This window comes from Croceivirga lutea, from assembly GCF_014235875.1.
Lineage (GTDB): Bacteria > Bacteroidota > Bacteroidia > Flavobacteriales > Flavobacteriaceae > Croceivirga > Croceivirga lutea.
In genome coordinates, this window is sequence record NZ_JACJUK010000002.1 from 1 (window position 1) to 15,908 (window position 15,908).

8 protein-coding genes are annotated in these 15,908 nt (G+C 34.7%); 5 read left to right on the plus strand and 3 right to left on the minus strand.

The window, feature by feature from the left end; translation table 11 throughout:
- Positions 1 to 332 precede the first annotated feature (332 nt).
- Complete coding sequence (locus H5V42_RS03600) at positions 333 to 2,339, minus strand: putative porin (protein WP_185781767.1); 2,007 nt, start codon at positions 2,337 to 2,339, stop codon at positions 333 to 335.
- A gap of 163 nt (positions 2,340 to 2,502) precedes the next feature.
- Between H5V42_RS03600 and H5V42_RS03605 the strand changes: the two genes are divergently transcribed.
- From H5V42_RS03605 to H5V42_RS03615, 3 genes are read left to right on the plus strand one after another with little or no spacing between them, the layout of a single operon-like run.
- Positions 2,503 to 6,795: a T9SS type A sorting domain-containing protein gene (locus H5V42_RS03605; RefSeq protein WP_185781768.1), complete on the plus strand. Its 4,293-nt coding sequence runs from the start codon at positions 2,503 to 2,505 to the stop codon at positions 6,793 to 6,795.
- Positions 6,792 to 7,517, plus strand: a complete 726-nt coding sequence (locus H5V42_RS03610) for a hypothetical protein (protein ID WP_185781769.1) — start codon at positions 6,792 to 6,794, stop codon at positions 7,515 to 7,517. Before H5V42_RS03605 ends, H5V42_RS03610 begins: the two co-directional genes overlap by 4 nt.
- A gap of 19 nt (positions 7,518 to 7,536) precedes the next feature.
- Complete coding sequence (locus H5V42_RS03615; protein ID WP_185781770.1) at positions 7,537 to 8,217, plus strand: hypothetical protein; 681 nt, start codon at positions 7,537 to 7,539, stop codon at positions 8,215 to 8,217.
- A 53-nt stretch (positions 8,218 to 8,270) separates the two neighbouring features.
- Here the strand turns inward: H5V42_RS03615 and H5V42_RS03620 are convergent, their stop codons facing one another.
- Together H5V42_RS03620 and H5V42_RS03625 are read right to left on the minus strand one after the other, a co-directional pair.
- The gene (locus tag H5V42_RS03620; protein WP_185781771.1) at positions 8,271 to 9,692 is read right to left on the minus strand and encodes a hypothetical protein; all 1,422 of its coding nucleotides are present in this window, start codon (positions 9,690 to 9,692) and stop codon (positions 8,271 to 8,273) included.
- A gap of 16 nt (positions 9,693 to 9,708) precedes the next feature.
- On the minus strand, positions 9,709 to 12,522 hold the full coding sequence (locus tag H5V42_RS03625) for a TonB-dependent receptor domain-containing protein (protein WP_185781772.1): 2,814 nt from the start codon (positions 12,520 to 12,522) through the stop codon (positions 9,709 to 9,711).
- A gap of 206 nt (positions 12,523 to 12,728) precedes the next feature.
- On the opposite strand from H5V42_RS03625, the gene H5V42_RS03630 reads away from it, so the two are divergent.
- A complete protein-coding gene (locus tag H5V42_RS03630; RefSeq protein WP_185781773.1) occupies positions 12,729 to 13,325 on the plus strand; it encodes a ribonuclease HII in 597 nt (198 codons plus the stop codon).
- 33 nt (positions 13,326 to 13,358) lie between these two features.
- The gene (locus H5V42_RS03635) at positions 13,359 to 15,809 is read left to right on the plus strand and encodes a ribonuclease HII (RefSeq protein ID WP_185781774.1); all 2,451 of its coding nucleotides are present in this window, start codon (positions 13,359 to 13,361) and stop codon (positions 15,807 to 15,809) included.
- Positions 15,810 to 15,908: the final 99 nt, after the last annotated feature.

Consider the following 15,908-nt stretch of genomic DNA (forward strand, 5'->3'; position numbering starts at 1 on the left):
TCTCCATCGTATAATCTTTAATATTCTACGACTCTAGTCCATCCAAAACCCAAAGAAATCTTTCGAATTACTTGTTGTTTATTCTACGCTGTCGTTTCAATATGTCTAATGAACTTTGTATTTATTTTACAACTTTTAACTCCATTTTCATTACCCTAAAGTAACTCCTCTTTCGCCTCAGTTAACACCCTGCTCTCTAGCAAAGCGGGTGCAAATATAAAACCGTTTTTTTAACCACCAAAAGTCTTTTCAATAATTTTCTAGAAAAAAATCAAATTAAAAACACATATTCTGATTATCAGTGCTTTACAAATAATACTTTAACACTTTTTTTAGGAAAAGAAATTCCAAACCAAACCAAAACGTATCACAAAATCTCTGTACGGATAATTTGGTGCTGCATAATAATTGTACTCTTTTTGCCAAAGCGTATTTAAATGTTCGGCCTTTAAATAAATTCTTGTTTGCCTAACTTTAGCATTTATAAAGAAATCTATTAGAGGATATGCTCCTAATTCCTCCGAATCTTGAATGTAGAAATCTCCTATAAGTGGATTGTAAGCATCCATATTATAAGCAGAAAAGTATTTAAATGTAACTCCTGTTTGTATATACATTGCTTTTTTAAAGACATCGCTTGAATAATACAATGTATTTCTAGTAAGAATCTCGGGCAAATTAAGTACCTGGTTATTTTGATTTACATTTTGATAAAGTACTGTATTGTTCAGTGCCCACTTTCGCCATTTTATTTCTTTTTGCCACTTAGCTCTCAAATAATTAATTGTAGCTGTTTCTTGAAATGGTTTCACAAAAGCATCTTGCTGTCCTGCTTCTATTTGTTCTGTAGTAGCATTGGAATCAAAATAGGTATAATTATCAATATTCGAATATTTAACAGAAATATCACCTAACCATTTTGAGTTTATACCGGCAGTTGCCGACTGTACTCTTTGCTTATCGAAAATGGTAGTATTTTGCCAATTAAAATTTTCATAATCGCTTTGATACAACAAGAAATTAAAATTCGGCATTCTTGAACTTCCATGAATTCTGAAGAATATCTTATTGTTATCATTCAAGTCATAATCAATAGAAGCGTTTAGTAAATTACCTGCTATATCCCCTGAAAGCTGATATTTGAGTTCGCCTTTTAGATGAATTGGCCCCAAAGAATTGTCATAGCTAGCCTCTAGAAGCATTTCATTACCTTCTATTCTATTGGTTATTGTTTGTTCTGGTTGCACTAAAATGCTATTGAAAAAATAATTATAGTTATAAAAACCAAAGCCTGCACTTAAATTTCCCCAACCAGGATTGCTAAAATCAATTGAAAGATTATTCTTAGTTAGCTGAAGTTTAGATTTATCATCTATACTTGTTAAAAACGCATCACCCAGGGAAGCATTAGCTGCTGCTTGAACAAATTGAAAGAATTTTGATTCATATTGAAACTTATGACTCAATGCCAAAAGCGTTTTTTTTGTTACTAAAGAATCTCTCTTTGGTTTTACCAAATTAAACTGATGATTCAAAACATATCTTCTACCCAACAATCTAGAATCGGCATTGGTATAAACCAAATCTATTCTAGAGCGATCTATAAAATCCTCTTCTCCAGATTCAAATTGTTCTGCTTTATTAAGGAGCCCACCGTTTTCTTCTGATTCTAAATCTTGAACTGCTAAATGTCCTCTTACCCAATACCTATTGTTTTTAGTTCTATAATTAAAACCTGTTCTAAATCTACCAGATTCTGCTTGTTCGTATGCATATTTACCCAATGATCTAAAACCAGAATACGCAACTGAAAAGTTTAATCTAGGAGAGGTATTAAAAGTTAATAAGGCATCTAAATATTGCCCCTGCTCAAATGTTGTTTTAAAAAATAGTTCAGTTAAAGGGGTAGGAACATGATAGTACTTAAAGTCTTCTGCTTTAATGTACATGAATTGTTTGGCCTGAGCACCGTAACCTGGCATTACAGAAGAACTCTCAAAATTTCTACCTAATCTATTATATGGTTGACCAACATTAGCAAACGGCATTAACTCAAAATCATCTTTGCGTAGAACATTATACTTATATTCTTTAGCTATTGTTAATGTAGTATCAACAAAGGTTGAGTCACCTTCTTGCGGAATTATTCTATAATCTTTTATGGTAAGCTTCACCTCTTCCTCTGGTTTTTTCTGCTTCAAACTTTTTTTAAGGTTATTAATAGAGTCTCTAAAAGCCTCATCTCGCTGATTCGCGGGAACGGAATTTTGGTTTTTATCTTTTTGACTCCAAATTAAGTTCGATGCTAACAATAACACCACTAACGGAAAGTACTTCATGCTATATACTTGGAGGGCAAAGTTATATCTTTTTGTTACTAAACAAATGTGAAAGTTAACCTTCGATATTACAAAAGCTTTTAAAACAACCAATTTATTAGATGCCCATTTTAAAACTTAAAACTGCGTTAAATTCCCTAATTTGTAGCATAATTAATATTAGATGAAAAAATTAGTACTTCTACTTTTTTTGGGTACATGTTCCTTGGTAATAGGACAGTATAACCAAAATGCTCCTTTTATTGAGAATTTAAAGAAAGAAAACCAAACAACCTTAAAGTCATCCAATTCTAGCTATACTATTAATGAGCTTTCTAATGCTTTTGAAGCGTATTGGAAGAACAAAGACTGGAAGAAAAAAGGAAGTGGTTTTAAGCCCTTTAAACGCTGGGAAAATTATTGGGCTAATCAAGCAGATGCAGATGGTTATTTACCATCTGCTAAAAGCATTCTTGAATCTTTTAAAAACAAACAACTTTCTAAATTAGCACCTAACCCTGTTGCCAATTGGACTGCCATAGGACCTTTTAATCCTGGGGTCTTAGGAGGTGCACTACCAGGTACTGGCAGAATTAACATAATGGCCGTAGACCCTAATAATTCTGACATCTGGTATGCTGGTGCGCCAGCAGGAGGTATTTGGAAATCTACAGATGCCGGACAGTCTTGGACTAACCTGTTTGATGATTTTTTACAAATTGGTGTTAGTGGTATAGCTATTGATTCCAATGATTCTAACATTATTTATATTACAACAGGTGATGATGATGCTAGCGATTCTTTCAGCATTGGCGTATTTAAGTCTATTGATGGTGGTAATTCATGGACAGAAACGTCTTTAGGAGTTTCTAGTGATGCAAATTGGAGTAACAATAGATTTATGAGTGAAATTGCTATTGACCCAAACAATTCTGATATAATTTGGGTAGCAACTAGTTTTGGTTTATATAAGTCGGTGGATGCCGCTAATTCATGGGAACGTAAACAATCAGGAAATATCACAGACTTTAGATTTAAACCCGGAGATAGCAACACAATTTACGCTATTACCAACTCAAATTTTTATAAATCTACAAATGGAGACTCGTTTACAGAAATAACTTCCAACTTACCAATTGCTTCTGGTAGACGAGTCTTAGATGTTACTCCTGCAAATCCGGAATTGGTTTATCTTTTAACAGCTGATACAGGTGCAAACAACTTTGAATACCAAGGTTTTTATGTTTCTACCGATAGTGGTGAAACTTTCACAGAAAGCTCAAATACTTCTGATGTTATGGAATCTAACCAAGCTTGGTTTGACTTGGCGATTGCGGTTTCTCCAACTAACGAAAATGAAGTTTATGTCGGTTGTTTAAATGTTTGGAAAACTACTGATGGGGGTTCATCTTTCTCTAAATTAAATGACTGGGCAATTAATAACCAAGCTTATGCTCATGCCGATATTCATACCCTAAAATTCTTTAACAACATATTATTTACTGGTACTGATGGCGGTCTATATACTTCAGACGACGGTGGAGCAACATTTACCGATATGACCAATAATATGGCGGTAACCCAGTTTTACCGTATGTCTGTAGCCAAGAATAATTCGCAACGCATTGCAGGAGGAACTCAAGATAACGCTGGCTACGTTGGTAACGGAACTTCATGGAACGTTTATACAGGTGGTGATGGAATGGATTATGAGATAGACCCAAATAACGAAGATATCATTTATGGCTTTGTACAATTTGGTGACCCCCTTTTCGTGACTAATAACGCTGGTCAATCCTTAGGCTTTGTAAATGCTCCCGAAGGTGAATCTGGCAATTGGATCACTCCTTTGGCAGTAAATTCTGATGGAGAAGTTTTTGCTGGTTACTCAAGAGCTATTTTTAAACTTGTTGGTAATTCTTGGGAAAAGTGGTCTAATAATTTTGCAGTGGCTGGAGCTGATGGTGGTTCAAACAATATAGAAGATATTGAAATTGACCCAAATAATCCGCTAACGATGTATGCGGTTGATGGCAATAGAGTTTATCGTAGTTCTGATGGCGGTAAAAATTTTTCACTTTATACTGAATTTGATGCAGTTGTTTCTGACTTGGCCATAAACACTACAGATGATTCTGCTATTTATGTTACCACATCTAACAGGGTTGGGGTTGGTGAAGCGGGTCAACCAGCTGCTAGAGGAGTTTTTAGAGTACCCCTAGAAGAAGATGGAAGCGCTGGAGTTATAGAAAATATTACATTAGATTTACCAACAGACCAAGCGTATTATGCCATCGTTCATCAAGGCAGACACTCTTTAAATCCCATATACGTTGGTACAACCCTAGGGGTTTATAGACTAGATGACTCTTTAACTGAGTGGGAAGAATTTGATTTAAACTTGCCAAATACCACTGTAAGCGATTTGGAAATCACCCTTGATGATGAAATAATTACGGCATCAACTTATGGTAGAGGGGTATTCCAGTCCCCTATTCCCATCGAAATTCCTGAAAATGAAATTAGGCTAATTAGTATATCTCCTGCAAATAATGAAATTAATTGCGGAGAAGTTATACCCACAGTAACTGTAGAAAATAAAGGCTTAAATCCCATAACGGAAGTCTTAGTAACGTATAATTTAAACGGTAGCAACAACCAAGAATACACATGGACAGGCACTTTAGAAAGCGAAAATTCCACAGTAATAGAACTTCCAGAAATAACCAATCTAGCAAATGTTGGAGTCAATATTATTGTAGTCAACACCACAATCACTAACGACACCTATGACGATAACAATTCTGCCGAAGGTAGTTTTATAATCAACCCTATCGAGACAGGTAATACTATTCTGGATTTTGAAAGTGAAGAATCAGAATTAGTTGCTTACAATGAATCTGATGACTCTGTTTTATGGGAAAGAGGGGTGCCCACTGGTACTGTTTTAAATACAGCGGTATCTGGTAATCAGGTTTATGGCACTAATTTAGCAGGTAATCATCCGGATGGTACCAAGGCAATTTTACTAAGCCGATGCTATGACTTTAGTTCAATTTTAGCACCAGTATTAAAATTTCAAATGGCCTATGACTTAGAGGTGAATTATGATATAGTTTACGTTGAGTATTCTATTAATAATGGTTTAACATGGTTAAATCTTGGTAGTACAAACAGTCAACCTAATTGGTATAATAGTGACCGTACTAATGCGAGTTCTGGCGCAGCAAACGATTGTCAAAATTGCCCTGGAGCCCAATGGGTAGGAACCAATGCTGAAATGACAGAATACGCTTATGATTTTGAACTTAATGCCACATTAGGCGAAACAGATTTAACCAACGAGAGTGAAATTATTTTTAGAATTGTATTTCAATCAGACCCATCAGTATTTCAAGAAGGTGTGATTGTAGATGATTTTGGAGTGGAAGGATTTCAAAATGATAATGATGATGATGATGATGGCATTTTAGATACTGAAGACAACTGTCCGTTAATAGCCAATGCTGAGCAATTAGATAACGATGGAGACGGTGAGGGTGACGTTTGTGATGTCGATGATGATAATGATGGTGTTCTAGATACAGAAGATAATTGCCCTTTTACCGCTAACCCAGACCAAGCAGATGGAGACAATGACGGTATTGGTGATGTTTGTGATGACGATTTTGATAATGATGGGGTGCCAAATGCAAACGATTTATGTAATAATACTCCAGCGGATACTATTGTAGACATTGATGGATGTCCAATTTTTACACTTCCGTCGACTAATTTTTCTATTCAAACCATAGGAGAATCATGTATAAGTACCAACAATGGGCAGATAGTTATTACAGCCGAAGAAATACTAGACTATACAGTAACTTTAGTTGGTGATGGAGTGGACTTTTCCAATCAATTTACTCAAGAATTTATATTTACGAATTTGTCTGCTGGTGAATATGAAATTTGTATTACCGTACTAGGACAAACTGATTATGAGTTCTGTAATACTTTAATAATTACAGAACCCGCTCCACTTTCTGTATCATCAAAAGTAAGCACTTTAAACAACGAGGTTGAACTAGAACTTAGTGGTGGCAAACAATACACCATAACTTTAAATGGTAAACTTTACCAAACCAGTAGAAACTCAATTACGCTTCCTTTGGAAAATCTGGTAAATTCGTTAACCGTCTCTACTGATATAGCATGCCAAGGCGTGTATTCAGAATCCATTGTTTTAAGTAATGATTTTCTTGTTTACCCCAATCCTGTATCTGTTGACTATTTAAATATTTATTTAGGTAATACTAGCGACTCAGAAGCAGAATTAAACCTATTCAATGTTCAAGGAAGAAAAGTCATGCACAAAACCTTAAAAAACCCTTCTAATCTTATTGAAATGAGTTTAAACGGACTACCAAATGGGGTTTACATTTTAAACATAAAAACAAAAGATTCTCTTAAGAATATTAAAATATTGAAGAAATGAAGAATTTGAAAAACACATCTCTACTATTCATTTTACTCATTGTTTCGGCCTGTAGCAGCTCTAGTACTGATGACGACCCAAATTCTGGCTCTGATGATGATAAAGTGATAATTACGCCCGCAGCGGCAACCTTAATTTTCCCTCTAAATAATACGGAGTGTAATACCGGTGAAATTGAAAATGTAAACCAATCTTGGGTAACCTTTGAGTGGAATGCTTCTAATAATACCGACAGTTATGAAGTAAACATTGTTAACCTCAATACAGGAAATGCAACCCGGTCTAGAGTTAGTGATACTGAGTCGAGGGTTTTAATTGCCAGAGGCACACCTTATGAATGGTTTGTGGTATCAGAATCTTCTTCAACAAATGAAACCGCCACAAGTGAAACTTGGCGTTTTTATAATGAAGGTCCAGGAATACAAAATTATAGTCCGTTCCCCGCAGTTGCTGTGAATCCAGAAAGAGGAGTCAATTTAGCTGCTTCTACTACTGAAGTTTCTTTAGAATGGAGCGCAAGCGATGTTGATAATGATATTTCTTCCTTTGAAGTCTTTTTTGGTACAGATGTTGAACCTACTACCTCAATTGCTGTGACAGAAAATACAGCTGTTTCTAATGTTGCTGTAATGTCAGGAAATATATATTACTGGAGGGTAGTAACTATTGATGAGATTGGTAACAGCTCATTCTCAGAAGTCTTTGAATTCAAAATATTGTAAACTAAAATTAAAAAATGCTATGCTTTCAAAAACCCAAATTTTCATTGCTGGTACCTTACTTTCGGCAACACTAACTGTTAATGGTCAAACCAACAACACCGATTCTGGTGATGCCAACTATCAATTACTTGCGCAAAGCGATTTGTTTGTGTTTAGAATAGTTTCTCAAGAAACCGAAGCTCTTGGTTCAACTTATTTAGATGAATCGTTCTCACCCGGAGTAATAGTTATTAAAAATACAGGCCAAAAGATTAGTTTTCCAATGCGCTATAACGCGCTATCAAATGAAATTGAAATTGATAGAGAAAATCGAGTTGAAGCCATTAAACCATTAGGTGGTTCTGAGGTATTGTTAAACAATAAAACCTTTGTTGCCGTAAAACACCCTATTACTAATAAATTTATTTACGTAGAAAAATTGGTTGGCGTAAAGGCAAAATTGTACGATTTTTTCGAAGTTAAATTGAATAAAGCAGTTGCAGATGCTACACTTCTTGGCATTGAAGATAAAGATGAATACGTGATAAAAGAACAATTATTTTATCAATTACCAGATGACACAATTAAAGAACTCCCTAATAAGAAAAAAGATTTGCTAAACATATTTAAAAAGGAACAAGAATTTATCAGTAATAAGAAGCTAAATCTTAAAAAGAAAGAAGATTTAATTGTCCTCTTTCAATATTTAAATACAATTTAAAAAATAAAAGCCCTGCAAATGCAGGGCCTTTTTATTTTGAAACAAATTACCAATTAATGGAATGGTAATACCTCAGGAGCTGTTTTATTGGCAACCAATATTTCATTTAAATCAATAGTAGTCGTTGCAACACCACTACCTGGAACGTAGTTAATGGCATCTAAATCAGGAATTACCGCCTGAATAAAAGATGGAATTACTGGCTCAGTACCTGCATCACCTTCAGAAATGTTTTCATTTAATAACACCTCATTTTCGTCGATAATAAGCTTAACGCCCATATCTACAAAACGAATACCTTCGGCAATAAAAACCTCTTGTCTAGTTCTGTATAGTAAGGTTAAACCTGCATCATCAGCAGTGATAGAAGGAACATCAGCAGCAGTTAAAGATGTACCAGAAACAGATGGAACATCTACATTTCCATTTTGTCTATCTAAAACTAAACCACTTCTACCATTTACAACGATATCATCGCTATCAGGTCTTGTTGCAGGCTCAAACTCACTTCTTTGTTCAATAGAGTCGTCAATAGTTCTTACTTCTCTTGTTGCAATAACGTCTAATAAACCTGTCATGTTAGTTTGAGCAGCACCAGCGTTACCATCAGCCAAATTAGCTTCAGCCAAAATTAGGTAAGCTTCTTCCGCTTTTAAAATGTGAACAGGTGCGTCACGCTCTGGAGTTAAAAAAGAATATTTAGGATCCAAGAAATCTAATGTTGGTAATGGTTGTAAATCATCGAAAGTTGCTCTTTCATAAAGAGCATTTTCAAATATGTTTGAAGGACCATTAGACTCATCAAAGTTTATTACTCTATCAAAATCTGAACCAAGGGCTAAAGCAGATTGTGCAGATGAAACTGCCTGTGCTTGATTACCTAAATAGTAATAAGCTCTAGCTTTACCTAAGTGATATTCTGGTTTAGCACTAATTGCTAAAGCAGCATCAAAGGATGCTATAGCATTTTGATAGTGATCAGCAGAGCTGATTGGAACTCCTGTTGGCTCAGCTGGTAATGCAGAGAAATACATTGCTGAATACAAATATGATAATCCAGCGTAAAAATTATACTCTGCTTCAATATCAGCCGTATAATTTGGGTCACCAGGACCAACTGTTGATAAACCAAAAAGCGCTAATTCTCTTAGTCTTTGAATTTGTCTTTGGGTATCACGCATATCTGGATCTGTAGGTACAATTACCAAATCATCCAAAAATTGACTAAAGAAAGTCTGCGTGTTAACGTAGTTGTCTGACCCTAATTCAGCAAGCACTAAAATTTCATTAAGCGCTATAGCTGTTTGTCTCTCTAAACCTGCTAACCAAATAGTTGATGAGTTTGGCACTCCAACTACTGAGCCTTCAGACAGGTTAGGGTTTTCTACTTCGGTAAAGTCTACGACATCATCGAAGCCATTTGTGCAGCTAAATAAAAGTAGCCCACCTAAAACTGTAAATATTATTTTCTTCATTATATTTTTCTTTCAATTAAAATTCAAACTTCAAAGAACTCATGAAAATTCTTGGTGGCGATTCAATACCGTAAGCAAAACCACCACTAGCAAATCCGTTCTGACCGCTAATACCTGAACCAGTAGTTTCTGGATCAAAATCACCAGCAGTGAAGTTAAATGGATTTGAAACAGTTACACCAAGACGAATGTTACTAAACACTCCTTTAGCAATTGGTCCAAAATCGTAAGAAGCACCAATTGTTCTCACTTTTAAGAAATCATTATCAAACACAAAGAAATTTGTGTAATTGAAAGGTGAAGTAGTTCCAATTAATTCTTCAGGAATACCCGTGTTATCCACACCTCTTAAGTGTCTTAACAAGAAACTTAAATCAGTGATTTTACCACCCCACTGATAATCAGCGTTAGCATAGAAATTAAAATCACCCCATCTGTAATTTAATCCTAGAGAACCAAAGTTTGGAGCAAAAGTATCACCTAAGAATGAGTTAAATTCAAAATCATAAGTGCCATCATCTTGCAATACAGCAGCCGTTCCTCTTAAGAAACCTAAACTTTGGCCTTCATCAACAACAGAACCCAATACGGTGAAACCACCTACTACGAATGCAGGAGCACCACCAGCATCTGTAACTCTGTTTTCATTTGTGTTATATGAGGCGTTGAAAGATAACGTGTGCTTCTCTGTTTGAATTGGCGTAGCTCTTAATTCAAATTCCCAACCTTTGTTTTCAACCTCACCAATGTTTTGAATTTGGTTAAGCTGACCTGAAGAAGGAGCAGATTGCGGTGTAAATAATGCATCTTCTGTAATTGCAACATAACGTGTACCACTTAAGAATAATCTATCATTAAAGAATCCTAATTCTGCACCAAATTCCGTTGTAGCCACAGTTTCTGAGATTAACTCATTATTTCCTGGATTAGCAAACGTAAATGAAGGGGCACCTAAGAAAGGATTTTGAGCAAATGTTCTATCTTGAGAGAAAGGCTGAGCAAAGTTAGTAGCCTCACCATAGTTAGCTCTTAATCTTACAGTTGATAAAATATTGCTGATGTTTGAATCTCTCCAAAAATCATGGCTTGAAAGGTTATAAGTAATACCAGCTTTAGGTAAGAATAGTGCATCTGTGTTGTCACCAGCTGAAGTGTTTCTATCAAAACGACCACCTAGTTCAACGAAAGCCACATCCCATAAACCAATATTTTCTAAGAAATATAAACCGTAGTTAGCGTTTTCCAATACGAAATCTGCTAAGGTTTGCTCAGAAAAGTTGTTTAATGATCGAGTACCATCAACACCACCTGAACCGTTTAATTGATTTTGTCTGTCTGATGTTCTAAAGAACTGCCCACCTAAAATAGTAACAAAAGAGAAGTTATCTAAATTAGCTTTGTGGGTAAAGTTTAAATCAGAAGTAACGGTAAAGGCTGAACGTAAAGACCTAGATAATGAACCTTGATCCGTTGTACCTTCTGCCACAGCACCAATTGCTACTTGAAAAGCATTTGATTGTAAAACTTCTTGAACCGTATTCCTGTTATCAACACCAATGGTGAAGTTAGCTTGAAAATTTGGCGAGAAGTCGTAAATAAATTTGTTCGAAGCCGTAAAACGGTTTGTTGAAGAAGTATTATCCACCAATGGGCCAATTGCATTAGATCTATCTAATTCAGATTGCCATTGTTCTGGAGTCAACTCGTCAAGATTACCACGACCACCACCTTCAAAAGCAGAAAATCTTGAGAAACTTGTATTTGCGTTGTAATCTAAGTTCGAATCAAAGTTTACATATGAGAATGAACCTTGATATCTTAACTTGTCACTTACTTTAGCCGTTAAACCAAATGTAAAAGTTCTTCTTACCTGCTCATTTAATAAGTTGAAAGAATCATCTTTATATAAGCTTCCACCAAAGTTATACGAGAATTTTTCGCTACCACCATTGATACCTACTCTAAATTCTTGCGAAAAACCAGTATCAAACAAGGCTTCTTTCGTTCTTTCATACTTTAAAAAGTCATCAGTTGCAGAAATTACACCCAATCTACTTTCAAAAAATGCAGAGGCTCTACCATCTCTACCTTTTTTAGTGATGATTTGAATAACACCATTTGCAGCATCTGCACCATATAGTGTTGTTGCAGCACCACCTTTAATGTATTCTATTCTCTCAATTGATTCTACAGGAATATCTGCTAAAGCAGAAGTTTGTAGACCACCAGTAGCAATACCTAGTTCTGGGTTAGAGTTAAGGTTATCAACTCTTACACCATCAACTATTACTACAGGAGTAGAAGAAGTAGCAGCAGAAATTGGACCCCTTGTTCTAATTACAGAAGCTGTACCTGGCTGACCAGAACTTAATCTAATCTGAGCACTAGGAGCAGTTGCTTGTAATAACTGATCAATTTGGTTAGCAGGAAGTTTATCAATGTCTTCCTCATCTAATACATCAACAGTTGTAGAAAGTTTTCTCCTTTCAATACCAGAACCCTGTCCTGTTACAATTACTTCTTCTAACGCTTGCGCATCAGTTTCCATTTGAACATTGATTGTTGAACCAGAACCAACTGTTTGGTCAACTGACTTTTGGCCTAGGTAGCTAAATCTTAATACCTGACCTTCTGATACATTAATGGTATAATTACCATCAAAATCTGTTTGTGTTCCATTAGTTGTACCAACTACAACTATGGAAACACCAGGTAACGGTAGACCAGTTTCGTCTGTCACGTTACCTGAAACCGTTTTCTCTTGTGCAAAAGAAAACGAAAAACATAACACCAATAGTGGTGTTAACATCCAAGTTAACTTTGATTTCATTTATTTGAATTTTGAATTAGTCAATCCCAAAAATGTCGAAAAACAAATAATTGTACAAGATAAATGCACATAAGAATTAAGGTATTGTTAAATAAAAAATGCTTTTTGTGATTTTCAAACTATTTTGGCGTTTTTAATAAGGATTATATATTTATTTAACAAAAATAAATACTAACAAAAGCTTAATAAAAATTTAAATATTTCTGATGCTAAAGCAATTTTACAAGCTTGAAAATGAAGCAGGCACTGATGAAGCTGGTCGAGGATGCCTTGCAGGCCCTGTTACTGCGGCCGCTGTAATTCTACCCAGTTCATTTAAAAATAAGGTGTTAAACGACTCTAAAAAATTAATTTCTTCTTCAAGAGCATCTTTAAAAAGTATTATAGAAAATGAAAGTATTTGTTACGCAGTAAAACATGTTTTTGAACAAGAAATTGATGAAATCAATATTTTAAATGCTTCAATCAAAGCTATGCACCTAGCAATCAATGAACTAACGGTTAGCCCTAACTTTATTATTGTGGATGGCAACCGATTTAAAAAATTTGGGACCATTGAACATGAGTGTATCGTAAAAGGAGACGCCAAATTTATGAGTATTGCAGCGGCCTCTATACTTGCCAAAACTTATAGAGATGAATACATGACGCAATTACATCATAAATATCCCATGTATAATTGGGCTAAGAATAAAGGATATCCAACAAAAGAACACAGAGAAGCCATTAGAGTTCATGGCCCTTCACCATACCATCGTAAAAGTTTTAAGCTCTTACCTGAACAATTACATTTTAAATTTTAAACAATGTCCTAACTTTGCCCAAACCTATAGAAAATGAAATTTAAAGCGTTATTGCTTTGCTTACTTTTTATGGCATGCGCCAAAAAAAAAGAATCTTCTACGAGTTTAATTGGGCATTTACCTAAAAATCCGATAGTTATTTTAAAAGTAAATTCCCTTTCGAATTTGCAAAACGAACTAACCAACAACACGTTTACTGCTAACTTAATTACTACTACTACAGGAAAGCGTTTCACAGACCGGTTGGCTGTCTTAAAAGGAATAGACTCTATAGGAGAAGTTGCCATTGCATTTTATGAGAATCCAGATACAGAAATTGATTTTTTGCTAACTACGCAAGGCCAAAGTAATCTCTTCAGAACTGAGAATTTTGAAAATATTAAAAAAGAAACTGTTTCTTACAACACCTATACCCTTGAAAAAGTTACCATTGAAGAGGATGCTTATTATGTATTTGAAGAAAACGGTTTACGCTATGCATCTAACCAACTTAATCTGATTAAAAGTATAGCTGAAGACACAGCTATTTATGAAAACTCAGATGAACTAAATACTCTTTATCAGACAACAGATAATAGCAAATCCGCCTCTATTTTATTTAATTTTCAAAATTCCGATTCACTTAATAATTCATCAATAATTGCTAAAAATAATAGTGTATCTGCTATATCTAAATGGGTTTCGCTTGATATTGTAAATGAAAACAACAACCTTTTTCTTAATGGTGTAGCAACAGCAAATGATAGTGTTTTTAAGTTTTCAAAACTGTTTGAAGGCACCATTCCGCAGACCGAACGTATTGCCAATGCTGTACCAGGAACTGCTGAAGGTTTATTAGTTTATGGTTATGGGGATTATTCACAATTTTCAAAAAACAAAGAAACCTATCTACAACAATCTCAAGATAGAGATACCATACTAAACACTACTGAAGAATTAGGAGTATTTACACTAGGTTCAGAAAAAGTAGTAGCTCTCAACTCTTACGGGCTTTCTGGATTGTTGGCATATATGGAACCTCATATAACAAAGACAAGCACTTTTGAAGGATACGAAATACACGCACTAAATGACACCAGCTTTGTAACTGATAGGCTTTCACCATTAGTAACATCATTTGAATCTAATTTCTATTTTATTTCAGACAATATCATCTTCTTTGCTGAAACTGCAAGTGCGCTAGAAAGGGTAATTTCGAACTATAAAATTGGTAACACCTTTGCTAAAACCAGAGCTTATATTTTCGCCAAAGAAAAGTTGCCTACAGAATCATCCATCTTTTTAGTTACTAAGGCGAATTCGTTAGAATCTTTTTTAAACAACACCTTAACTATTGAACTTAACCAAGATATCATCAATAGTGCAGAAAATATGGTGTTTGCCGCTCAATTAACAGCGGACCAAAGTGTTTATCACACCCAAGTTATCATTGCTAAACCCAAAGAAAAATCAAGCACCTCTGGCGTTTCTCAATTGGTATCTATACAATTAGATACAGATTTAGCTATTGACCCAATATTTGTAAAAAATCATAGGAATAATTCTTATGAAGTGGTTGTTCAGGATATTGACAACAATCTTTATTTAATTTCTACAGATGGAAAAATTCTATGGAAAAAGCCTCTAGAAAATAAAATTCGCGGTAAAATACATCAAGTTGACGTATTTAAAAACGGTAAACTTCAATTGGCATTTTGTACCAGTAATCAATTTTTGATTTTAGATAGAAATGGCGAATTGGTAGAACCTTTTAACAAAAAATTTGAGGGTGGCAACCTTAATCCATTAGCGGTTTTCGATTATGATAAAGACAGAAACTATCGTTTTGTTGTTACTCAAGGCACAAAAGTATTTATGTATAACAGTAAAGGAAATATCGTAAAAGGTTTTACGTATACAGACACTAACAGTCCTATTGTTAAAGCTCCAAAACATTTTAGCATTGGCAAAAAAGATTATTTAGTTTTTGCACTTGAGAATAATCAGTTACAAATAAGACATCGTTCGGGTGGCCAACGTATTAAGGTCAATCGTAAAATAGATTTTTCTAACAACCCAATTTTCTTGTATAAAAACAAATTTTCTGTAACCGATAAAAAAGGTGTACTACATCAAGTAGACACTAAAGGTGGATTAGCCGCAACTAATTTTAACCTTAGCAAAAATCACGGCATGTTTGCAACAAGCAAAACGCTCGCCTTAATGGATGAAAATGTACTTAGTATTAAAGGTAAGAAAGTAGAACTGGATTTAGGAGTGTATAGCGCTCCGCAAATCTTTTACATTTATGATAAAATTTACGTATCAGTTACCGATATTCAGAATCAGCAAATTTATCTTTTCGACAGTCAAGCTCAACCAATCTCAGGTTTTCCTGTAAACGGTAGCTCAGCCATTGATTTAATAGATGTTGATGGTGATAGAAAACTAGAACTGGTAACCAAAGACCAAGAAAATTCTATCCTATTATACCAACTTAATTAAACCATACAAGCTTACCTACCAGTTACACAATTTTTAAATTTTATTCTTAGACTACAGTTAACTTGTTATGGTTTTATTTTAATACAACCGTATTAACTT